This is a genomic window from Streptomyces sp. NPDC094032 (assembly GCF_040303965.1).
Lineage (GTDB): Bacteria > Actinomycetota > Actinomycetes > Streptomycetales > Streptomycetaceae > Streptomyces.
Genome location: NZ_JBEOUE010000004.1, coordinates 37,948 through 59,914 on the forward strand (window position 1 = coordinate 37,948; position 21,967 = coordinate 59,914).

Annotated in this window: 18 protein-coding genes; 14 read left to right on the plus strand and 4 right to left on the minus strand. The window is 73.3% G+C overall.

All coding sequences use genetic code 11. The features are described 5' to 3' along the window. Positions 1 to 102: 102 nt before the first annotated feature. The 4 genes from iolC (at position 103) to mmsA (ending at position 5,413) form a co-directional block, all read left to right on the plus strand. A complete protein-coding gene (gene iolC, locus ABTZ54_RS08375; protein WP_351658653.1) occupies positions 103 to 1,095 on the plus strand; it encodes a 5-dehydro-2-deoxygluconokinase in 993 nt (330 codons plus the stop codon). Positions 1,096 to 1,168: 73 nt separating this feature from the next. After that, positions 1,169 to 2,032 (plus strand): 5-deoxy-glucuronate isomerase, encoded by an 864-nt coding sequence (gene iolB / locus ABTZ54_RS08380; protein ID WP_351658655.1) that lies wholly within the window; start codon positions 1,169 to 1,171, stop codon positions 2,030 to 2,032. After that, positions 2,029 to 3,888 carry a 3D-(3,5/4)-trihydroxycyclohexane-1,2-dione acylhydrolase (decyclizing) gene (iolD, locus tag ABTZ54_RS08385; RefSeq protein ID WP_351658657.1) on the plus strand — a complete coding sequence of 620 codons (1,860 nt, stop codon included), beginning with the start codon at positions 2,029 to 2,031 and terminating at the stop codon, positions 3,886 to 3,888. The genes iolB and iolD overlap by 4 nt, the downstream gene beginning before the upstream one ends. Positions 3,889 to 3,910: 22 nt before the next feature. Next, positions 3,911 to 5,413 (plus strand): CoA-acylating methylmalonate-semialdehyde dehydrogenase, encoded by a 1,503-nt coding sequence (gene mmsA, locus ABTZ54_RS08390; RefSeq protein WP_351658659.1) that lies wholly within the window; start codon positions 3,911 to 3,913, stop codon positions 5,411 to 5,413. Positions 5,414 to 5,593: 180 nt separating this feature from the next. Here the strand turns inward: mmsA and ABTZ54_RS08395 are convergent, their stop codons facing one another. Together ABTZ54_RS08395 and ABTZ54_RS08400 are read right to left on the minus strand one after the other, a co-directional pair. After that, entirely contained in the window at positions 5,594 to 6,775 is a 1,182-nt protein-coding gene (locus tag ABTZ54_RS08395; protein ID WP_351658661.1) for a S8 family peptidase, read from the minus strand. Between the two features lie 178 nt (positions 6,776 to 6,953). Next, a complete protein-coding gene (locus ABTZ54_RS08400) occupies positions 6,954 to 7,373 on the minus strand; it encodes a GNAT family N-acetyltransferase (RefSeq protein ID WP_351658662.1) in 420 nt (139 codons plus the stop codon). Between the two features lie 126 nt (positions 7,374 to 7,499). Here ABTZ54_RS08400 and ABTZ54_RS08405 point away from each other — a divergent pair, with 126 nt between their 5' ends. Both ABTZ54_RS08405 and ABTZ54_RS08410 read left to right on the plus strand, forming a co-directional pair. Next, on the plus strand, positions 7,500 to 10,235 hold the full coding sequence (locus ABTZ54_RS08405) for an alpha/beta fold hydrolase (protein WP_351658664.1): 2,736 nt from the start codon (positions 7,500 to 7,502) through the stop codon (positions 10,233 to 10,235). Next, complete coding sequence (locus ABTZ54_RS08410) at positions 10,232 to 11,080, plus strand: ABC transporter permease (RefSeq protein ID WP_351658666.1); 849 nt, start codon at positions 10,232 to 10,234, stop codon at positions 11,078 to 11,080. Before ABTZ54_RS08405 ends, ABTZ54_RS08410 begins: the two co-directional genes overlap by 4 nt. A 641-nt stretch (positions 11,081 to 11,721) precedes the next feature. Here the strand turns inward: ABTZ54_RS08410 and ABTZ54_RS08415 are convergent. Beyond that, positions 11,722 to 12,432 carry a helix-turn-helix transcriptional regulator gene (locus ABTZ54_RS08415; RefSeq protein WP_351658667.1) on the minus strand — a complete coding sequence of 237 codons (711 nt, stop codon included), beginning with the start codon at positions 12,430 to 12,432 and terminating at the stop codon, positions 11,722 to 11,724. Between the two features lie 232 nt (positions 12,433 to 12,664). Between ABTZ54_RS08415 and ABTZ54_RS08420 the strand changes: the two genes are divergently transcribed. The 5 genes from ABTZ54_RS08420 (at position 12,665) to ABTZ54_RS08440 (ending at position 19,206) form a co-directional block, all read left to right on the plus strand. Continuing rightward, positions 12,665 to 14,176 carry a vWA domain-containing protein gene (locus ABTZ54_RS08420; protein ID WP_351658669.1) on the plus strand — a complete coding sequence of 504 codons (1,512 nt, stop codon included), beginning with the start codon at positions 12,665 to 12,667 and terminating at the stop codon, positions 14,174 to 14,176. 105 nt (positions 14,177 to 14,281) lie between these two features. Next, the gene (locus ABTZ54_RS08425; protein ID WP_351658671.1) at positions 14,282 to 14,755 is read left to right on the plus strand and encodes an anthrone oxygenase family protein; all 474 of its coding nucleotides are present in this window, start codon (positions 14,282 to 14,284) and stop codon (positions 14,753 to 14,755) included. Positions 14,756 to 15,062: 307 nt separating this feature from the next. Further along, positions 15,063 to 15,710, plus strand: a complete 648-nt coding sequence (locus tag ABTZ54_RS08430; RefSeq protein WP_351658673.1) for a ScbR family autoregulator-binding transcription factor — start codon at positions 15,063 to 15,065, stop codon at positions 15,708 to 15,710. Positions 15,711 to 16,015: 305 nt separating this feature from the next. After that, a complete protein-coding gene (locus tag ABTZ54_RS08435; protein ID WP_351658675.1) occupies positions 16,016 to 16,909 on the plus strand; it encodes an AfsR/SARP family transcriptional regulator in 894 nt (297 codons plus the stop codon). A 263-nt stretch (positions 16,910 to 17,172) separates the two neighbouring features. Next, entirely contained in the window at positions 17,173 to 19,206 is a 2,034-nt protein-coding gene (locus tag ABTZ54_RS08440; protein ID WP_351658677.1) for a helix-turn-helix domain-containing protein, read from the plus strand. A gap of 28 nt (positions 19,207 to 19,234) precedes the next feature. Here ABTZ54_RS08440 and ABTZ54_RS08445 read toward each other — a convergent pair whose 3' ends face one another. Further along, a complete protein-coding gene (locus ABTZ54_RS08445; protein WP_351658679.1) occupies positions 19,235 to 20,464 on the minus strand; it encodes an IS701 family transposase in 1,230 nt (409 codons plus the stop codon). A 352-nt stretch (positions 20,465 to 20,816) separates the two neighbouring features. On the opposite strand from ABTZ54_RS08445, the gene crcB (ABTZ54_RS08450) reads away from it, so the two are divergent. The 3 genes from crcB (ABTZ54_RS08450) to crcB (ABTZ54_RS08460) are packed head-to-tail and all read left to right on the plus strand — an operon-like array spanning position 20,817 to position 21,948. Beyond that, positions 20,817 to 21,239, plus strand: a complete 423-nt coding sequence (gene crcB, locus ABTZ54_RS08450) for a fluoride efflux transporter CrcB (RefSeq protein WP_351658680.1) — start codon at positions 20,817 to 20,819, stop codon at positions 21,237 to 21,239. Then, positions 21,236 to 21,607: a DUF190 domain-containing protein gene (locus tag ABTZ54_RS08455; RefSeq protein WP_351658682.1), complete on the plus strand. Its 372-nt coding sequence runs from the start codon at positions 21,236 to 21,238 to the stop codon at positions 21,605 to 21,607. The genes crcB (ABTZ54_RS08450) and ABTZ54_RS08455 overlap by 4 nt, the downstream gene beginning before the upstream one ends. After that, entirely contained in the window at positions 21,604 to 21,948 is a 345-nt protein-coding gene (gene crcB, locus ABTZ54_RS08460) for a fluoride efflux transporter CrcB (RefSeq protein ID WP_351658684.1), read from the plus strand. Before ABTZ54_RS08455 ends, crcB (ABTZ54_RS08460) begins: the two co-directional genes overlap by 4 nt. Positions 21,949 to 21,967 lie beyond the last annotated feature (19 nt).

Below are 21,967 nucleotides of genomic sequence, written 5' to 3' on the forward strand. Positions count from 1 at the left end.
ATGACACACGTCCGAATGTAAGGACATGCCGTTGACAGCCTTCCGGGCCGGAGACTAGACCTGGGTGCGGGGCGGGGGCGCCGAGGCGAGAGGTGACGTGGCATGACGTCGGAGCCGTACGACCTGATCGCGATGGGCCGGATCGGGGTGGACCTCTATCCGCTCCAGAACGGGGTGGAGCTGGACCGGGTCGACAGCTTCGGGAAGTTTCTCGGCGGCTCCCCGGCGAACGTGGCCGTCGCCGCCGCGCGCCTGGGCAGCAGGACCGCCCTCGTCAGCCGGACCGGGGCGGATCCCTTCGGCAGGTACCTGCACCGCGAACTGCGGGCGTTCGGGGTGGACGACCGCTGGGTCACCGACGTCGCCGCGTATCCGACGCCCGTCACCTTCTGCGAGATCTTCCCGCCCGACCACTTCCCGATCCACTTCTACCGCCGCCCCAAGGCGCCCGACCTGGAGATCCACGCCCACGAGCTCGACCTGCCCGCGCTCCGCGCCGCCCGCGCCGTGTGGGTGACGGGCACCGGGCTGAGCGCCGAGCCCAGCAGGACCGCGACGCTCGCGGCGCTGTGGGAGCGGTCCGAACGGCTCGACCCCGCCGGCGCGCTCACCGTCTTCGACCTGGACTGGCGGCCCGCCCTCTGGGACACGCCCGGCGAGGCGCCGCCGCTCTACCGGGAGGCCCTGCGGCACGCCACGGTCGCCGTCGGCAACCTCGACGAGTGCGAGGTCGCCACCGGGGAGCGCGAACCGCACGCCGCCGCCCGCGCGCTGCTCGCCGCGGGCGTCCGGCTCGCCGTCGTCAAGCAGGGCCCCAAGGGCGTGCTCGCGCTGGCCGCCGACGGCTCCGTCGCCGAGGTGCCGCCGCTGCCGGTGGAGGTGGTCAACGGCCTCGGCGCGGGCGACGCGTTCGGCGGGGCGCTCGCCCACGGGCTGCTCGCCGGCCGGGACCTGGAACACGTCCTGCGCCACGCCAACGCGGCGGGCGCCATCGTCGCGGGCCGGCTCGCCTGCTCGCCCGCGATGCCGTACGAGGACGAGATCACCCTCGCCCTGACCACCGGCACCGGCTCGATCCCGGAGCGGACGCCATGACCTGCGGCGCGGGCGACACGACGTCCGGCCCGTCACCCGTATGGGTACCAGGTCCCGGGGTAAGGACCTGATCATGGAATCGTCGCGCTCCCTCCACCTTCCCGCGGGCTCCGCCGCCCGGGGGCCGTATGCCGTCGACATCGACCCCGAGCGGGCCGGGTGGGCCCACAGCGCGCTGCGGGTGCTGGACATTCCGCCGGGCGGAACCCACCGGTTCGAGACAGGTGGGAGTGAATGGGTGGTGCTTCCGCTGTCCGGTGGCGGTACGGTGCGCGTCGACGGGGAAATCCTCGAACTCGTAGGCCGCGCCAGTGTGTTCGACGGCGTCTCGGACTTCGCCTATGTGCCAAGGGACGCCCACGTCCAGATCGCCTCCGGCGCGGGAGGCCGCTTCGCTTTGGCAGGAGCGAGGTGCGAGCGACGACTCCCCGCCCGCTACGGCCCCGCGCCGGAGGTACCCGTCGAGACCCGCGGCAGCGGCAACCGCAGCCGCGAGGTGCGCAACTTCGCCGCGGCGGGCGCCTTCGACTGCGACCGGCTGATCGCCGTCGAGGTGATCACCCCCGGCGGCAACTGGTCCTCCTACCCGCCCCACAAGCACGACGAGCACCGCCCCGGCGAGGAGTCCGTCCTGGAGGAGATCTACTACTACGAGGTGGCCGAGCCCCCCGGCAGCGGCCCCGACGGCTCCGACGGCCCCGGCGGCCCCCGCCGCGCCTACGGCTACCAGCGGATCTCCCCCTCCCGGCCCGGCGGCGCCGAGCTCCTCGCCGAGGTCCGCGGCGGCGACGCCGTCCTCGTACCCGACGGGTGGCACGGCCCGTCGATCGCCCAGCCAGGCCATCCGCTGTACTACCTGAACGTCATGGCGGGACCCGGCCCCGAACGGGAATGGAAGATCTGCTTCCACCCCGACCACACGGAGGGATACGCATGAGCGTCCGGCTCACCGTCGCCCAGGCCCTGGTGCGCTTCCTCGCCGCCCAGCACACCGAGCGCGACGGCGTGCGGCAGCGGCTCGTCACCGCCACCTGGGGCATCTTCGGGCACGGCAACGTCGCCGGCATCGGCCAGGCGCTCGTCGAGTACCCCGAGCTCATGCCGTACCACCAGGGGCGCAACGAACAGGCCATGGTGCACGCCGCCGTCGGCTACGCCCGCCAGTCCCGCAGGCTCCGGATCCACGCCGTCACGACCTCCATCGGCCCCGGCGCCACCAACCTCGTCACCGGCGCCGCCCTCGCCACCGTCAACCGGCTGCCCGTGCTCCTGCTGCCCGGCGACACCTTCGCCACCCGCCCCGCCGACCCGGTCCTCCAGCAGCTCGAAGTGCCCTACGCGGGCGAGGTGTCCGTCAACGACTGCCTGCGGCCGGTGTCGAAGTACTTCGACCGGATCACCCGGCCCGAGGCGCTGATCCCGGCCGCCCTCGCCGCCGTACGGGTCCTCACCGACCCCGCCGAGACCGGCGCCGTCACCCTCGCCCTGCCCCAGGACGTGCAGGCGGAGGCGTACGACTGGCCCGAGGAGTTCCTCGCCGAGCGGACCTGGACCGTGCGCCGTCCCCGCCCCGACCGGGCCGAGCTCGACGCGGCGGTGCGGGCGCTCCGGGACGCCGAGCGGCCGCTGATCGTCGCGGGCGGGGGAGTGAAGTACAGCGGCGCCGAGGACGCCCTGCGGACCCTCGCCGAGCGGGCCGGGCTGCCCGTCGCCACCACCCAGGCGGGCAAGGGCGTCCTGCCGTACGACCACCCCTGCGACGTCGGCGGCATCGGCCACACCGGCACCGCCACCGCCGACGAGCTGGCCCGCGCCGCCGACCTGGTCATCGGCGTCGGCACCCGCCACACCGACTTCACCACCGCCTCCGGCACCCTCTTCCACCCCGCCGCCCGCTTCCTCAACCTCAACATCACCGGCTTCGACGCCCACAAGCAGGCCGCCCTGCCGCTCGTCGCCGACGCCCGTGAGGGCCTCACCGCCCTCACCGAGGCGCTCGGCGACCCGCGCCCGGGCCCCGCGCGGTGGGCCGGCTCCAAGCGCGCCTGGCAGGCCCGCACCGACGCCGCGTACACCCCGGAGAGCGAGGACGCCCGCCCCACCCAGGCGCAGGTCCTCGGCGCACTCGACACTCTGGTCACCGGGGACGACATCCTGATCAACGCGGCCGGTTCGCTCCCCGGCGACCTGCACAAGCTGTGGCGGGCCCGGTCCGCCGACCAGTACCACGTCGAGTACGGCTACTCGTGCATGGGATACGAGATCCCGGCGGCCGTCGGCGTCGCCCTGGCCGCACCCGGCCGGCCCGTCTGGGCGCTGGTCGGAGACGGTACGTACCTGATGAATCCCACCGAGATCGTCACCGCCGTCCAGGAGGGACTGCCCATCAAGGTGGTCGTCCTGCAGAACCACGGCTACGCGTCGATCGGCGGTCTCTCGGAGGCCGTCGGCGCCGAGCGCTTCGGCACCGACTACCGGCTGCGGGACCCCGACGGCGGCTTCACCGGGCCGCCGCTCCCCGTCGACCTGGCCGCCAACGCCGCCTCCCTCGGCATGCGGGTGCTACGCGCCCACACCATGCGTGACCTGCGAGAAGCCCTCGCGGACGCCCGTGAGGCGACGGTTCCCACATGTGTCTACGTCGAGACCGAAACGGCAGACAGTGTGTCGGGCCCGCCCCCCGCCCAGGCGTGGTGGGATGTGCCCGTGGCCGCGACGTCGACCCGCCCGTCGGCGGTCAAGGCCCGCGAGGAGTACGACCGGCACGTCACCGCCCGACGCCGCCACCTGTAGCAGCCAGAAGGAGCATTCCGTCATGACGAAGACCGTCAACCACTGGATCGGTGGCAAGAGCGTCGAGGGCACGTCGGGCAACTGGGGCCCGGTCACCGACCCGGCCACCGGCGCCGTGACCACCCGGGTCGCCCTCGCCTCGGTGGAGGAGGTCGACGCCGCGGTCGCCGCCGCGAAGGACGCCTTCGCGACCTGGGGCACCTCCTCCCTGGCGCAGCGCACCACGATCCTCTTCCGCTTCCGCGCGCTGCTCGACGCCAACCGCGACGCCATCGCCGAGCTGATCGTCGCCGAGCACGGCAAGGTGCACTCCGACGCCCTCGGCGAGGTCGCCCGCGGCCTGGAGATCGTCGACCTGGCCTGCGGCATCACGACCCAGCTCAAGGGCGAGCTGTCCACCCAGGTGTCCAGCCGCGTGGACGTCGCCTCGATCCGCCAGGCCGTCGGCGTCGTGGCCGGCATCACCCCGTTCAACTTCCCGGCGATGGTGCCGATGTGGATGTTCCCGCTCGCCATCGCGTGCGGCAACACCTTCATCCTCAAGCCGAGCGAGAAGGACCCGTCGCCGGCCATGAAGATCGCCGAGCTGCTCGCCGAGGCGGGCCTGCCGGACGGTGTCTTCAACGTCCTGCACGGTGACAAGGTCTCCGTGGACCGCCTCCTGGAGCACCCGGACGTCGCCGCGATCTCCTTCGTCGGCTCGACCCCGATCGCCCGCCACATCCACACCACCGCGGCCGCCAACGGCAAGCGCGTGCAGGCGCTTGGCGGCGCCAAGAACCACATGCTGGTGCTGCCCGACGCCGACCTCGACGCGGCCGCCGACGCGGCCGTCTCGGCGGCGTACGGCTCCGCCGGTGAGCGCTGCATGGCGATCTCCGCGGTCGTCGCGGTCGGCTCCATCGGCGACGAGCTCGTCGAGAAGATCCGCGAGCGCGCCGAGAAGATCAAGATCGGCCCCGGCAACGACCCGACCTCCGAGATGGGCCCGCTCATCACGGCCGTCCACCGCGACAAGGTCGCCTCCTACGTGCACGGCGCGGCGGCCGAGGGCTGCGAGGTCGTCCTCGACGGCACCGGCTACACGGTCGAGGGCTTCGAGGACGGCCACTGGATCGGCCTCTCCCTCCTGGACCACGTGCCGACCACGGCCAAGGCGTACCAGGACGAGATCTTCGGCCCGGTCCTGTGCGTGCTGCGCGCCGACACCTACGAGGAGGGCCTGGCGCTCATCAACGCCTCGAAGTTCGGCAACGGCACCGCGATCTTCACCCGCGACGGCGGCGCCGCCCGCCGCTTCCAGCTGGAGGTCGAGGCCGGCATGGTCGGCGTCAACGTGCCGATCCCGGTGCCGGTGGGCTACCACTCCTTCGGTGGCTGGAAGGACTCGCTCTTCGGCGACCACCACATCTACGGCAACGACGGCATCCACTTCTACACCCGCGGCAAGGTCGTCACGACCCGCTGGCCGGACCCGTCCGAGGGCCCGACCGGCGTCGACCTGGGCTTCCCGCGCAACCACTGATCGCGGCCCGGATCCCGCATAAACGAGTGGCCCCCAGGGCGCGTTCACACGCACCCTGGGGGCCATGTCCGTACCACCGAAGCACCAGATCAGGGGAGGCCTCGCGCCGTTACGCGGACGAGTGGACGGTCGGCATCCGCGACGGGCGCGTCATCGCCCCGGGCGCGGTCTAGCGGGTCGTCACCAGCGCGAGTGGAGGAGCTTGTTCGGGGAGCCGGTCTTCGGGTCCTGGACCTTGCCGTTGGTCGCGTTGTTCACCAGGGCGGTGGACACCTGTGCCGGGGTGGACGCCGGGTTGGCGGCGAGGTAGAGGGCCGCGACGCCCGCTGTGTGCGGGGTGGCCATCGAGGTGCCGGAGATCGTGTTGGTCGCCGCGTCGTTGTCCTTCCACGCCGAGGTGACCGAGACGCCCGGGGCGAACAGGTCCACGCAGGTGCCGTAGTTGGAGAACGAGGCCCGCTTGTCGGCGGAGTCCGTCGCGCCGACCGTGATCGCCTCGGGGACGCGGGCGGGGGAGTAGTTGCAGGCGTTCGCGGGGAGGCCGAGGAAGTTGCCGTTGCCCGCCGCGATGGCGTACGTGACGCCCGAGGCGATCGAGCGCTTCACGGCCGCGTCGAGCGAGGTGTTCGCCCCGCCGCCCAGGCTCATGTTGGCGACGGCCGGCTTGACCGCGTTCGCCGTCACCCAGTCGACGCCCGCGATGACCTGCGCGTTCGTACCGGAGCCGTTGCAGTCCAGGACCCGTACGGCCACCAGCTTCACGCCCTTGGCCACGCCGTACGTGGCGCCGCCGACCGTGCCCGCCACGTGCGTGCCGTGCCCCTGGCAGTCCTGGCCGTTCTGCCCGCCGCCGACCGTGTCCGTACCGACCGAGGCCCGGCCGCCGAACTCGCCGTGCGAGGTGCGGATTCCGGTGTCGATGATGTACGCGGTGACGTTCGAGGCCGTCGTGTCGTACGTGTACGTCGTCGACAGCGGCAGGTCCCGCTGGTCGACCCGGTCGATCCCCCAGGTCGCGCCGGTCTGGGTGTCGGCGACCCGGACGGTCGCGTCCTGCTCGACGTACGCGACCCGCGGGTCGGCCGCGAGCGCGGCGGCCTTCGCCCGGGGCATCGAGGCGGCGAAGCCCTTGAGCGCGGCGCGGTACTCGAACCGGGGCGTGACGCCCAGGTCGGCGGCGCGGGTCGAGCCGTCCTTGAGGACGACGATCCAGCCGTTCTCGACGGCGGTGGCGGCGGGCGCGAGCCGCAGATCACCTGCGGGCGCGCCCTGCGCGGCGGGGGAGCCGGCGAACTGGAGACCGGCGGCGAGGGCGAGGGCGAGCACGGGGGCGAGGGCGCCTGTGCGGGATATCCGCTTCATGGGGGTGGGCACCTGAACCTTTCGTTGTCCGGACGGGGCACGGGCAAGTACGGGTACGCGTGTGATGCGGCGGTGCGGAGTGGTTCCACAGTCGCGGCTTGGCATGAACGACACAAGAGGGTGGTTCGGACGCCGTAGGGGCGCGTTTTTCGGTCGCTTCCGCCGGGGCCCGCGTTCCTCAGTCCGTGCCGAACCCCCAGCCCCGCATCGCGAAGACCCCCTCGTCCACCGCCCCCGCCGACCCGTACGTCCGCAGCGCCGCCTCGTTGTCGGTGTCGACCCCCACCCACATTCCGTAGCAGCCCCGCTCCCGCGCCTCCGCGGCCAGCGCCTCCGTGAGCGCGCGCCCGATGCCCCGGCGCCGGTGGGACTCGGCCACGGACAGCTCGTACAGGCACAGCTCCACGCCCTTGTCGGGGTGGCGCATCTCGATGCCCGACACGAAACCGACGGGGCTGCCGTCCGGCGCGTACGCGAGGAGCATCAGATGGCCGGGCGCCCCGAGGAACCCCTCCGCCCACTCCTCCCGTGGCGGCCCGTCGTACAGCGGTGCCGCCGCCATGAGCTCCGCCACCGTCGTCGCCCGCCGGATCTCCATGCCCTACCCCGTTCTCGTATACCGCGGTTGGTGTACGCGGACCGTACTGCGTACGACCTGAGAAGGCCGCCGAGTTCCGCCCCGGGCAGCCGAGTCGCCGCCCTCCGGCCGCCTAGGCTCGGCAGCATGCAGCTGCGACTTCCCTGGAGGGGCCTCCCGCGACCCGGCCTGCCGCGGTGGGCGGCGGTCGCCGCCGTCCTCGCCGTACTCGTGGGCGGCGGGACGTGGACCGCCGTCGCCTCCGACGACCCGCCGCCCGTGCACCGCGCGGACCGGATGCTCGACCTCGACGGCGTACGGATCGACACCTCGTACTTCACCGCCGGCGGGTCAGGACGCCGCCCCGCCGTCCTCCTCGGGCACGGCTTCGGCGGCTCCAAGGACGACGTCCGCCCGCAGGCCGAACGGCTCGCCCAGGACGGGTACGCGGTGCTGACCTGGTCCGCGCGCGGCTTCGGCGCGTCCACCGGGCAGATCGGCCTGAACGACCCGGACCGCGAGGTGAAGGACGTCCGAGGGCTCGTCGACTGGCTGGCGGGGCGTCCCGAGGTGCTGCTCGACAAGGCCGGTGACCCGCGCGTCGGCGTCACCGGCGCCTCCTACGGCGGCGCGATCTCGCTGCTCGCCGCCGGGTACGACCCGCGCGTGGACGCCATCGCCCCGCAGATCACGTACTGGAACCTGGCCGACGCCCTGTTCCCGAACGGCGTGTTCAAGAAGCTGTGGGCGGGGGTCTTCTTCACGAGCGGGGCGCAGCCGGGCCCGGGCGCGGGGGAGCCGACGGGCCGGGGCGCGGGGGAGCCGACGGGCCGGGGCGCGGGGGAGCCGACGGGCCGGGGGAGCGCGGACGCGGTCGCCGCCTGTGGGCGCTTCAGCCCCGAGGTGTGCGCCCTCTACCAGCGCGTCGCCGTCGCCGGGAAGCCCGACGCGGCCGCCCGCGCGCTCCTGGAGGCGCGCAGCCCGTCCGCCGTCGGCGCCCGTATCAAGGTGCCCGCGCTCATCGTCCAGGGCCAGTCCGACTCGCTCTTCACCCTCGCCCAGTCCGACGCCATGGCCCGGACCATCGCCGCGAACGGCGCCCCGGTGGCCGTCGACTGGACGGCGGGCGGCCACGACGGCGGCGACCGCGAGACGGACCGGATCGACGCCCGGATCACGGCCTGGTTCGACCGCCACCTCAAGCGGGACACGTCGGTCCCGACCGGCCCCGCCTTCCGCGTGAGCCGCACCGGCGGCGTCGACTCCACCGACGGCCGCGCGACCCTGCGCGGCGCGACGGCCGACACGTATCCGGGGCTCGCGGCGGGCCCGGTCCGGGTGGCGCTCGCGGGCCCGGCGCGCACCTTCGCCAACCCGGCGGGCGCGAATCCGCCCGCGATCTCCGCCGTCCCCGGCCTCGGCGGCGGACTCGCGCAGCTCTCCTCGCTCGGCGTGGGCCTGTCCGTGGACTTCCCCGGCCAGTTCGCCGCCTTCGACGCCCGCCCGCAGACCGCGCCGGTGCGGATCACCGGTGCGCCGACGGTCAGGGTCCGGGTCACGTCGACCGCGCCCGACGGCTCGGCGGTCCTCTTCGCCAAGGTGTACGACGTGGGGCCGGACGGACGGCAGCAGGTGCTGCCCGCCCAGCTCGTGACGCCGGTACGGGTGACCGACGCCGGACGCGGGCGCACCGTCGACCTGACGCTGCCCGCCGTGGACCACGAGGTGGCCGCCGGCCACCGGCTGCGGCTCGTCCTCGCCGCCACGGACCTCGGCTACGCGTCGCCCGCCGCCCCCGCCACGTACACCGTCGGCGTCGAGGGCGCCCTGACCGTGCCGACCGCGCCCGGCGTGACGACGCAGGCGGCGGGCCTGCCGTGGTGGGTCTGGGGCCTGCCGCTCGCCGGCGTCCTCGTGGCGGCGGCCCTGCTCCTGACGGCCCGCCGCAAGGTGACACCGCCCGCGCCGGACCCGGCGCTGGCCGAGGTCCCCCTCCAGATCACCGCCCTCTCCAAGAAGTACAAGGGCGGCGACCGGTACAGCGTCCAAGAGCTCACCTTCCGCGTCGAACAGGGCCAGGTCCTGGGCCTGTTGGGGCCCAACGGCGCGGGCAAGACCACGACTCTCCGCATGCTGATGGGCCTGATCACCCCCGACGAGGGCGAGATCCGGGTCTTCGGCCAGGCGATCCGGCCGGGCGCCCCGGTGCTGTCGCGGGTCGGCGCGTTCGTGGAGGGCGCGGGCTTCCTGCCGCACCTGTCGGGGCGGGAGAACCTGGAGCTGTACTGGCGGGCCACCGGCCGCCCCGCCGAGGACGCGCACCTCGACGAGGCGCTGCGCATCGCCAACCTGGGCGGCGCCCTCGAACGGGCCGTCCGCACCTACTCGCAGGGCATGCGGCAGCGGCTCGCCATCGCCCAGGCCATGCTGGGCCTGCCCGACCTGCTGATCCTGGACGAGCCGACGAACGGCCTCGACCCGCCGCAGATCCGCGAGATGCGGGAGGTGATGATCCGGTACGCGGCCGGCGGCCGGACCGTGATCGTCTCCAGCCACCTCCTCGCCGAGGTCGAACAGTCCTGCACCCACCTCGTGGTGATGGACCGGGGCCGGCTGGTGCAGGCGGGCCCGGTCGAGGAGATCACCGGCTCCGACGACACGCTCCTGGTCACGCTGGGCGGGCCCGTCCCGGACGCGGTCGTGGAGAAGCTGGGCGCGGTACGCACCGATGCCGGCCTCCTGGTCCGCCTGGGCGCCTCGACGGCGCCGACCGCCACCGCGCTGATCGCCGAACTCGTCCGCCTGGAGGTGCCGGTGACGGGCGTAGGGCCGCACCGGCGCCTGGAGGACGCGTTCCTGACCCTGATCGGAGAGACCGCATGACCGCCGCCGCCCTCGGCTACGCGCCCGCCCGCACCCTGCCGTTCCGCGTCGAGGCCCTGCGCCAGCTGAAGCGCCGCCGCACGCTGGTGATGGGCCTGATCCTGGCCGCCCTCCCCTTCGTCCTGATCGCGGCGTTCGCGATCGGCGGCGGTCCGGACGGCACGGAGAACAACCGCATCACCCTGATGGACACGGCGACGGCCTCGGGCGCCAACTTCGCGGCGACCTGCCTCTTCGTCTCGGCCGGCTTCCTCCTGGTCATCCCGGTCGCGCTGTTCTGCGGCGACACGGTCGCCTCGGAGGCCGGCTGGTCGTCCCTCCGCTACCTCCTGGCGGCCCCCGTCCCGCGCGCCCGCCTCCTCTGGTCGAAGCTGGCGGTCGCCCTGGCCTTCAGCGCGGCCGCGATGGCGCTCCTGCCCCTGATCGCCCTGGCCGCGGGCACGGTCGCCTACGGCTGGGGCGACCTGAGACTCCCCACCGGCGGCACCCTCCCCGCCACCGACGCCCTCCTCCGCCTGGCCCTGGCGACGGCCTTCGTCTACGTCTCCCAACTGGTCACGGCCGCCCTGGCCTTCTGGCTCTCCACCCGCACCGACGCCCCCCTGGGCGCGGTCGGCGGCGCCGTGGGCCTCACGATCATCGGCAACGTCCTGGACGCGGTCACCGCCCTCGGCGACTGGCGCGCCTTCCTCCCGGCCCACTGGCAATTCGCCTGGGCCGACGCCCTCCAGCCCCAACTGGAGTGGTCGGGCATGGTGAAAGGGGCGGCGATCTCGGTGACGTACGCGGTGGTGCTGTTCGCCTTGGCATTCCGAGGCTTCGCCCGTAAGGACATCGTTTCGTAGGCGACTTGACGGATCCGGTGGCGCGGGCGTAGGAGCAGGAGCGTGTTGATGTCCGGCTTCCAAGGGAAGGCTCAGGCCGTGGTCGAAGTTCTCCGCCGTAGGTCCATGCTTGCGGCGGCATGGATCTGTCTTCCTCTGCTTGGTGTGGGGACGATCTTGGCTGGGGTCAGGGTGAGCTCGATCCACGGCCTCGGCGAAGGGTGGAAGGGCATACCTGTCTACCTTGTCTGCTGGGCTGTCTTGGGGAGGATCGCCTCCTGCCGAGTGGTCCTCGCATCCGACCGCGTAACCGTGGTGAACCCATTGCGCACTTATGTCTGCCATCGGTCCGCAGTGCGATATGCGCTCGTGAATGCTCGTGGGACGCTTCAGGTCACGTGCAGCCAGGGCCAGGTCATCGACGTGTTCGCGTTCAGCGGTTCGCTGCTCGATCGACTCGTCAAGAGCTCTCCTCGTGCTGCTGGGAGGATGGCGGAGTGGCTCGGCGAGCCATCGCGCGCCGAGACGACTGAGCGTGTGGTTTCAACGAGTTGGACACACTGTCGTTGGCCGGATGGTGCGCTGCTTGTCGGCGTAGGCCTGACAGTGATCGGGGTCGTCCACAGCATCGCCGTCCCGTAATTCGTAGGCGCAGACCGCCCTCACACCCACCCCCTCCGAGCCGCTTCCGCCCCCGCGCGGAAGCGGCTCGTCGTGCCCAGGGCGGCCATCAGGTCGCAGACGCGGCGGCTGTATGTGCGGGGGGACATGCCCAGGCGGGTGGCGGCGGCTTCGTCGGTGAGGCCTGAGAGGAGGGCTTCCAGGACGGGGCGGAGTTGTGGGGGGAGGTCGCGGGTGGGGGTGGTGAGGCCGGTGAGGTCCTGGCCGGTGTCCCAGGAGGTGTGGTGGGCACGGACCAGGGCCTGGATCACGACGGGGTCGCGGATCAGGAGCAGGCCGTTGTAGTGGAGCTCCAGGTCCAGGGGGACGGCCGCCACCGTGCGGTCGACGACGATCATCTTGAACGGGATCGCGTCCGTGACCCTGGCCCGGCCGGGGATCCGCAGCGCTCCCGCGAGCTGGGGCAGGGCGTGGCGCGGGACGATGCGGCGGACCTCGCCCGCCCGCTCCGCCGCCGCCCGCATGCACGCTCCCGCCAGCTCCAGGAACGGCTCGGGGATCGCGCGCGACGCGGAGGCGGCCGGGTCGTCGAAGGTCAGCAGCTCGTGCCGCGCCGAGGCGGCCAGGCCCGCCAGGGCCGCGCTGACCCGGCGGGTGCCACGCACCGGGCGGCCGGGAGGGCGCTGTATCTCGGGACCGGCCCGGCCCATCGCCGAGCGGGCCAGCATCACGGAGCCCGCAGTCTCTGTCACTGCTCACCACCCCCGCCCGTTCGGTGTGCCACTCCATGTACGCATGTGACTGCGTACGGTGACAACCCCTGTTGACAAAGCTGGCGAGTCCCTGCCACTGCGGTGTGCCCCAGGCGCCGTTGCCGCATTGAGATCCATCCGCAACTCCTTCGTCTGCACCTTCCCGCCTGCTCGCGAGTCACATTCACAGGACGTGAAGTGAGCAAGTCGCATTGATCCAGGGGGAGATGGCATGAGATTGAGAGTGAAGTCCGCGGCCGGAGCGGTGGTCGGCGCGCTGCTTCTCGCCGGGTGCAGCGCGGGGTCGCCCGGGGGTGTGCGGCAGGGGAGCGAGGACCGGGCCGGAGCGGCGAGGTCGGCCGCGCCCGCGCCTCCCGCGCGGGAGAGCGCGCCCGCGCGCCTCTCCACCTTCGCGCTCGACGTCGACACCGCCTCGTACGGGTACGTCCGCCGGACGCTGTCCGAAGGGCGGCTGCCCGCCCCCGACGACGTACGGCCCGAGGAGTTCGTCAACAGCTTCAAGCCCGGGTATCCGCGACCCACGGACAACGGGTTCAGCGTCACCCTCGACGGCGCCCGGACCGAGGCGGACGGGTGGTCCCTCCTCCGGGTCGGGCTCGCCACCCGGGCCGGTGCGGGCGTACGGCCGCCCGCCTCGCTCACCTTCGTCGTCGACGTCTCCGGCTCCATGGGCGAGCCCGGCCGCCTCGACCTGGTCAAGGAGTCCCTCGGGCTGCTCGTCAACCGGCTCCGTGACGACGACGACATCGCCCTCGTCACCTTCAGCGCCGAGGCCGAGACCGTGCTGCCCATGACCCGGGTCGGTGGGGCGCGCGAGCGGATCCGCCGTGTCGTCGACACCCTGGACACCTCCTCCTCCACCAACGTCGAGGCCGGCGTCAGGACCGGGTACGACGTCGCCGTCGCCGGGCACCGCGAGGGCGCCACCAACCGGGTCGTCCTCCTCTCCGACGCCCTCGCCAACACCGGCGACACCGACGCCGACGGCATCCTGGAGCGCATCGACCGGGAGCGGCGCGAGTACGGGATCACCCTCTTCGGTGTCGGGGTGGGCAGCGAGTACGGCGACGCCTTCATGGAGCGGCTCGCCGACAAGGGCGACGGGCACACCACGTACGTCTCCACCTCGGAACAGGCCCGCAAGGTCTTCGTCGACCAACTGCCCTCCCACATCGAGCTGCGCGCCCGCGACGCCAAGGCGCAGGTCGACTTCGACCCGAAGACCGTGGAGGAGTTCCGGCTCGTCGGCTACGACAACCGGAAGGTCGCCGACGAGGACTTCCGCGACGACCGCGTCGACGGCGGCGAGATCGGCGCCGGACACACCGTCACCGCGCTGTACGCGGTCAGGCTCCGGCCCGGGAAGAGCGGGCGGGTCGCCACCGCCACCGTCCGCTGGCTCGACCCCGTCACCCGCGCCCCGCACGAGCGCTCCGGGTCCGTGGACTCCGCCGCCCTCGCCGCGCCCCTCTGGGGTGCCGGGCACGACAGCCTCCAAGTGAGCGCCCTCGCCGGGTACTTCGCCGACCGGCTCCGTGGCGGCCGACTCCCGGGTGCCCCCGCTCTCCCGCTGCTCGCCTCGCGCGCGGAAGCGCTCGCCGAACGGGCCCGGTCGGCGTCCGTCCGGGAGCTCGCCCAGGCGATCCGGCAGGCGGAGTCGCTGGGGGGCGGGGACGGGGGCGAGGACGAGGGCGAGGGCAGCGGGGATCCCTACGGCGGCTGACCCTGTGGAGGGGGCGAGGGGGTGCGGGGGCAACTGGGCTTGGTTGCCCCGTACTTCTCCCGTCGCCTCCGCCCCTTCCGCCCCTCCGTCCGTCATCATGGGCCCATGGCCGCCCTGCTGCTCGCCCTCGCCGTCGTCTCCACCGGGCTCTACGCCGGATTCATGCTGATCTTCCAGACCGGTGTCATGCCCGCCCTCGCGCGGCTCTCGGACGAGGAGTTCGTCGGGGCCATGCGGCGGATCAACGAGGCCGTGCCGCGGGCGGTGTTCCTGCTCGTCTTCCTGGGGGTCGTCGCCTTCCCGGCGGCGGCCCTGTTCGTCCCCGTCGACGGGCGGACGGACACTCAGAAGTGGCTGGTCCTGGGCGGGCTCGTGTGTGCCGTGGTCAATCATCTGGTGACCGTCGGCGGCAACATCCCGCTCAACTCCGCCCTCGCCGCCTCCGAGGCGAGTGGTGAGCCGGCGGGTGACGTCCGGGCGGCCTTCGAGGGGCGCTGGAACGGGTTCCACCGGGTCCGCACCCTGCTCGTCCTCGTCTCCTTCGGGCTTCTCACCGCCTCCGCCGTCGTCGGCGGCTGAGGCGGCCGTCTCCCCGCGCGCGGCCCTTCGCGGACCGAAAGGTCTGTTTTTACGTCGCCCTGAGTGACGATGATGGGGTGTCAGGGGGCGGGAGTGGTGGAGGTCGTGAGGAGACCTGACGTTGTGTCTCCTGTCTGGGTGGGTATACCCGCAGGTCGGAACGGGTCGCGTCCATGACGTGAGATGGTTGGGTTCACTGCGAACAAGGCTTCGGGTATCTTCCAGCTGCCGGAAAATTGGTACCCCCAGGTTTGTTTTCTCGGGCCACCGGGATGCCGGTTCGGGCGATGAGAGGGACGTGACTGCCATGGCGAAGCAGGATCGGGCGATCCGTACCCGTCAGGCGATCCTGGAGGCGGCCGCCGCCGTCTTCGACGAGCGGGGCTACGAGGCCGCCAAGCTGTCCGACATCCTCCAGCTCGCCCAGGTGACCAAGGGCGCGCTCTACTTCCACTTCGACTCCAAGGAAGACCTCGCGCACGCGGTGATCGACGCGCAGGTGTCGGTCGTGCCCACGGCCCCGCCGCAGATCTCCAAGGTGCAGGAGTTCGTCGACATCGGCATGGTGTTCGCACACCGGCTGACCTGCGACCGGGTGCTGAGCGGCAGTGTGCGGCTCACCCTCGACCAGGGCGGGCACGAGCTCAACCGGAGCGGTCCCTACCGGGAGTGGACCGACATCAATCTGCGGCTGCTCAAGGCGGCGAAGGAGGGCGGCGAGCTGCTGCCCCACGCCGATCCCGAGGAGATCGCGCCGCTGGTCGTCGGCTCCTACGCGGGGCTGAATCTGATGTCGCACGCCCTGGAGGGGCACCGCTCGTCGATGGACCGCTGGGCCTCGGCGCTCTACCACCACCTGCTCCCCAGCATCGTCGTTCCCTCCGTGCTGACGATGCTCGATCTGGAGCCGGGCCGGGGTGCGCGTGCACTCGGAGTACCCGACAACTGCGCCTGAGGGCGCTTTCGGCACGTCAAATCAAACCGCCATGGCGGTTTGTTCGAGTCCCTGGCCGGATGGCACCTGCATCACTGCCTGAAAACGATCCACAAATCATACCCGTGGGTCCAGTATCTGGATTCGCGGGTACGTTTCCCTGGTCGCTGACGCTTCGTTGATGGGGATGGATCGGGATGAAAGGGACGAAAATGGAGTCCCTTGGGTCCAGCGATTCCGTACCGTCCGGTTTCTTATTGACATGCATCGCGGTCTCTTTTCTAATCATCGAGGGTCATCCCGTGCACAGACGCTGAGGGGGCAAAGTGGACGTCCGGATCCTGGGAGGGTTGTCGGTACGCGAGAACGGGGTGTCGATCACCCCGACCGCCGCCGCGCCACGACAACTTCTCGCCCTGCTCGCCGCCAGTGCCGACCAGGTCGTACCGGTCACCGTCCTCATGGAGGAGGTGTGGCCGTCCGGCGCGCCGCGCGGCGCCCGGGTCGAGCTCCACTCGCACGTCCTCGGGCTGCGGGCGCTCATCGCCGCCGCGCTCACGGAGGGTCCGACCGCCGCCGGCGGCAGGGCCGACGAGGACGCCGACGGGCGCACCGCCGAGACCGTGCTCGCCGCCCAGTCCGGCGGCTACCGCCTGGACACCGGCGGCGGCTCCCACGACGTCTGGCAGTTCGAGCGCGCGGCCGGCGCCGGATACCGCGCGATGGAGGCGGGCGACCTCTCCCGTGCCGCGCTCCGCCTCGGCGAGGCCCTCGCCCTGTGGCGCGGCGAGCCGTACGCGGGGGTCGACGCGGGGCCCCGGCTGCGCGCCGAGACCGAGCGCCTCGAAGCCTCCCGGCTCAGCGTGCTCGACCAGTGGGTCGAGGCGCAGCTGGGCCTCGGCCGGCACGTCGAGATGGTGCCCGAGCTCGCCGTCCTCGCCGCACGGCACCCCGTCGACGAGTCGCTGCACGGCCAGTTCATGGTCGCCCTGCTGCGCTCCGGGCGCGCCGACGACGCCCTGGAGGCCTATCGCAGGCTCTGCGCCGGCCTCCAGCGGGACGGCGGCCGTGAGCCCTCGGCGCGGCTGCGCCGCCTGCACCGCTCGGTCCTGACCGTCCGGGACGCCGGGCTGCCCCGTATCCCGACCCAGTCGAGCGGCCTCTGGCTCCAGCCCCGGGTCGAACCGGCCGTGGCGGGGCTGGCGGGCAGCCTGGTCTGACCGGGCGTCCGGCAGGCGCCCGACCGGCGCCCGGCAGGTGCCCGGGGGGCGCTCGACGGGTGCTCGACGGTGCTTGGCAGGGGCCCGACCGGCGTCCGACCGGCGTCCGACCGGGCGCCCGGCAGGCGCCCGTCCGGCCTCCGTCAGGCGCCCGTCAGGCCCCTGACGTGCAGTCGGACCCAAACGGGAATGAAGTGGTCGATCTCACCGTTGACCGAACGTCGACGACCGAATTACTTTCGGCCAGCGGAGGGAGTTGAGGCATGTCCTACGACAGCGCGGACGAGGACGGGGGCGTCGACGCGCTCACCGTGCTGGAGCTGCTGGCCCGCCAGGCCCCGCCGGGCCGGTTCGCGGAGCTGCTCGACCAGGCCAGAGTGGCAGGCCGCCCGGAGAGTGAACTCGCCTCTCTGGAAAGGGCCGTTCACCTCGCCACCGGCGTCAGCTGCTCCCTCGCCCGCCGCGAGCAGCGCGAGGAGGGGCTCGCCGCGCTCCTCGACACCACGCGGGACCTGACCCTCCCGTACGACCTGGACGGCCTGCTGCGGGTCATCACCCGCCGGGCCAAGCGCCTCCTCGGCCTCGACCTGGCCTGCGTCACCCTCCGCGGCCCGCACGGCGGCCGCCTCCTGCACAGCGCCGAAGGCGCCCTCACCGCACACGACCCGGCGAGCTGCCCCACCCTCTTCGAAGGGGACGGACTCGGCGACCTGGTCCACGCGCTCGGTGAGCCCGCCTGGACCGAGGACTACCTCGACGACGCGCGTTTCGCGCACTCCGCCGCCATCGACGAGCTCGTACGGTCCGAGGGCCTGCGCGGCGTCCTCGCCGTGCCGCTGCGCACCGGCGACTCCACCCTCGGCGTGCTCTACGGGGCCGACCGCAGCACCCGCCGGTACACCGCCGACGAGATCGCCCTCGTCGCCGCGCTCGCCGACCTCGCCGCCGTCGCCACCGAGAAGGCCGGGCTCCTCGACCAGACCAGGGCCGAGGTCAGCGAGCTCGAACGGGACAGCTCCCGCGCCCGCACCCGGCTCACCCGGATGCGCTACATCGGCGAGGCGCACAGCCGCATCATGAACCTGATCCTGGCCGGCGGCGACCTGCGCAACGTCGCCACCGCCGCCGGGGACGCGCTCGACGGCGCCGTCCTCGTCCGCGACCCCGGGGGCCGGACGCTCGCGCAGGCCGGGGAGCTGCCCGGCTTCGACGAGGACGCCGTCGCGAAGGCCTCGCTCGACGCGCACGCCGGGCGCCGCCCCGTCCTCACCGGGAGCGGGACGGGGGAGCGCGGATACGAAGAGGGCGCCGGCGACGGCGACCAGACCTGGGTCGCCCCGGTCCTCGCCGGCTCCGAGGACCTGGGCGTGCTCGTCGTCCGCGCCGCCACCCCGCTCACCGGCGAGGACGAGCGCCTGCTCGAACTGGCGGCCCAGTCCGTCGCGTTCCTGCTCCTGATGCAGCGCTCCACCGCCGTCGCCGAGGGCCCGGTCCGCGACGAGCTCCTCGACGACCTGCTCGCCGAGCCGCAGCACGCCCCGCAGCAGATCGCCCAGCGGGCCCGCCGCCTCGGCCTCGACCTGCGCAAGCCGCATGTCGTCGTGGTGGCCCGCCCGGAGGGCGGCGAGCAGGGCCGCGCCGTCGTGTGGGCGTCCTCGTACGCGTACCGCATGTCCGGTCTGAAGACCGTGCACGGCGGCGCCATCGTGCTGCTGCTGCCCGGCGTGGACGCCTCGGCCGCCGCGAAGGCCGTCTCCGGCGAGCTCTCCCCACTGCTCGGGCATCCCGTCTCCGTCGGCGCGGCCGGTCCCGGCTGGAGCGCGGAGAGCGTCAGCCGGCTCTATCTGGAGGCCATGCGCTGCCTGGACGCGATGGGCGCGCTGGGCGGTTCGGGCGCGGCGGCGTCCGTGCAGGACCTCGGGTTCCTCGGGCTGCTGCTCTCGGACGACCACGACGTGGACGGGTTCATCGAGTCGGCGATCGGGCCCGTGCTCGACTACGACGCCGAGCGCTTCACCGACCTGACCCGCACCCTGGAGGCGTACTTCGCCTCCGGCGGCAGCCCCACCAACGCGGCCGAGGCGCTGCACGTGCACCCCAACACCGTCTCCCGCCGCCTGGAGCGGATCGGCGAACTCCTCGGCGCGGAGTGGCAGAAGCCGGGCCATGTCCTGGAGGTGCAACTGGCGCTGCGGCTCCAGCGCACCCGTGACGTCCTGGCCCGCCAGCGCGCCGACCTCCGGGACAGCCGCTCCACCACGACGGCCGCGCAGTCCTGCGAGCGGCCCGGGGGGTGAGGGAGAGCCCCTCCCTCACCCCCCGCCGTCACCCGGCCGACCGTCCCTGCACCTGCCCGTACCCCGTCCCCGTCCCCGCCGCCGTGTTCCAGCCCGGGGCGAGGACGGTCGCCGCGTGGGCGGCGGAGGCGAGGGTGATGTGCCGGTGCCAGCCGCGGAAGGAGCGGCCCACGAAGTCGCGGAGGCCCGAGCCCTCGCCGACCGCGCGGAAGTCCCGCTCCACCCGGCGCGACAGCTTCGTCAGCCGCAGCAGCGGGCCGACCGCCGAGCCGGTCAGGTCGGTGATCCACAGGCGGGCCGGGGCCCGGCGCGGGTCGTCCCACTCGCCGAGCAGCAGGAGCGGGCGCTGCCGCTCCCCGGCCGGCACGGGCAGGGTGACCCGTACCGCCGTGGCCAGCGAGGTGCGCGAGGTGCGCACCCCGGCCGCCGAGTCCACCCAGCTCACCGGGCGCCGCAGCCCCTTGAGGGATTCCAGGATCTGCTGGGCGGTCAGCGGGCCCGCGCCGAAGCCGGGCAGCGAGCGGTCCGCGACGGTCAGCCGGCAGCCCGTGCCGATCCGCGCCACCACCGGCACGCCCGCGACGGCCAGCCGGTGCAGCGCCGCCCGTCCCGCGCCGCCCCGGATGTCGAGCAGCAGCGGCTTGCGGGTCACCTCGGGCCAGCGGGCGGTGTCGAGCGCCGCGTTGACCGCGCACTCCTCCAGCGTCTCCTCCGCCGCACCCTCGGGTACCTCCGCACGGTCGCGCCGCGTGCGGTCCTTGACCCAGGGGTCCGGCAGGAAGAGACGCCAGTTGACGGGGACGCTCAGCTCGTCGGAGGCGAACCACACCCCGAAGGCCTGCTGTCCGCGGAAGACCTGGCCGCGCTCCGGATCGAAGCGGCGGTCGACACCGACCGAGTGGTCGCCGGCCTTCGGTATCGGCATGGGGCGCACCACCCACGCCTGCGGGCCGCTGTTCTGCTGGAGGAACCTGGCCAGTTCCGCCCGCATCGGCCGCCAGTCCCACGTGGAGCTGGAGATGAAGTGGTGCAGGCTCTGCTCCGCGGCCGGCCCGCCGATCTGGGCGGCGATGTTGCGGATGGACTTGCGGCCCTGCGCGGTCAGCAGCCCGCGCAGATACTGCTCGGCCTTGATCCGCTGGTCGCGGCGCGGGAAGGCGGAGAAGAGCGCGGCGCACAACTCGCCGTAGACGTCCTCGTCCGCCGCGTCCTGGGGCGCGGCGACGGTCCTGAACCTGGTTGCGACGGATGTACTCACGACACTCCTGACCGACGGGTGCGCAGCTCCCTCCAGCTGCCCCTCCAAGGTCGCGGTTCCGCGCCGCCACGACGAGGTGTACCCGGCACCCGTCTGGGCCGCTCGATGGTGGCCGGACCACCGCCATACCCCGCGGGGGGATCTGACAGACTCGCCGGACCAGCTTTGACCCGTGCGCGGCCCGGCCCGGACCATCACTTCCGAGGCTGCACGGGCCGGACTCCGGTTAATGCCCCAGGCCGGGGTCCGTGCCTGTGCGCCTCGCTTCATCCGTACGCCGACGTACCCGCCGTGAGCTGCGCGGACGGCCCCGTGGGCGGGCCCGCGCGCGTCGACCGCCTAGCCTGGTCCCATGGGATTCCGTGCGCAGCTTCCGGTCGTCGGCGTGGTCGCCGCGGGCGGCGCGCTCGGCGCCAGCGCCCGGTACGCGGCGACGCTCGCCTGGCCCACGCCCGCAGGCGCGTTCCCCTGGACGATCCTCACCGTCAACGCGGCCGGCTGCGCGCTGCTCGGCGCGATCATGGTGTTCGCCACCGAGACCCTGACCCCGCCGCATCCGCTCCTGCGCCCCTTCCTCGGCACCGGGGTCTGCGGCGGATTCACGACGTTCTCCACCTACGCCCTCGACACCCAGCGGCTGCTCGCGGGCGGGGAGGCCGTGCGCGGGCTGCTGTATCTCGCCGGGACCGCGCTGACCGGGCTCGCCGCGGTGTGGGCGGGCGTCACCCTGGCGCGGGCCGCCGCCCGTGCCGTACCCGAGAGGAGGCGGCGATGACCCGGCTCGCGGGCCGCGCCCTGCGCCTGACGGTCCTCGTCGGCGAGCGCGACACCTGGCACCACCGGCCGCTGTACACCGAGATCGTGCACCGCGCCCACGCGGCCGGTCTCGCCGGGGCCTCCGTCTTCCGCGGCATCGAGGGCTTCGGCGGCTCCTCCCTCGTCCACACGACCCGGCTCCTCTCGCTCGGCGAGGACCTGCCGGTCGCGGTCCTGATCGTGGACACCGAGGAGCGGGTACGGGGCTTCCTGCCCCGGCTGGAGGGGCTGGTTTCGGACGGACTCGTGTTCCTCGACGCCTGCGAGGTCGTGCACTACGGGGACGGCACAGGCGCCGGGGACGCGTTGCGGGAGCCGCCCGCGTGAACTGGCTGTTCGTCGTCCTGGGCGCCGCCGTCGGCGCGCCGCTGCGCTATCTCACCGACCGTGCCGTCCAGGCGCGCCACGACTCGGTCTTCCCCTGGGGGACCTTCACCGTCAACGTCGCGGGATCCCTCCTCCTCGGCCTCCTCACCGGCGTCGCCTCCACCCGCGCGGGGCTGCTCCTCGGCACGGGCCTGTGCGGGGCGCTCACCACGTACTCGACCTTCTCGTACGAGACGCTGAAGCTGTACGAGTCGGGCGCCCGGTCCTACGCCGTGGCCAACGTCCTCGGGAGCACGGCGGCCGGGCTCGGCGCCGTCTGGCTGGGAGTGCGGCTCGCCTGACCGGGGGCGAGCCCCGCCG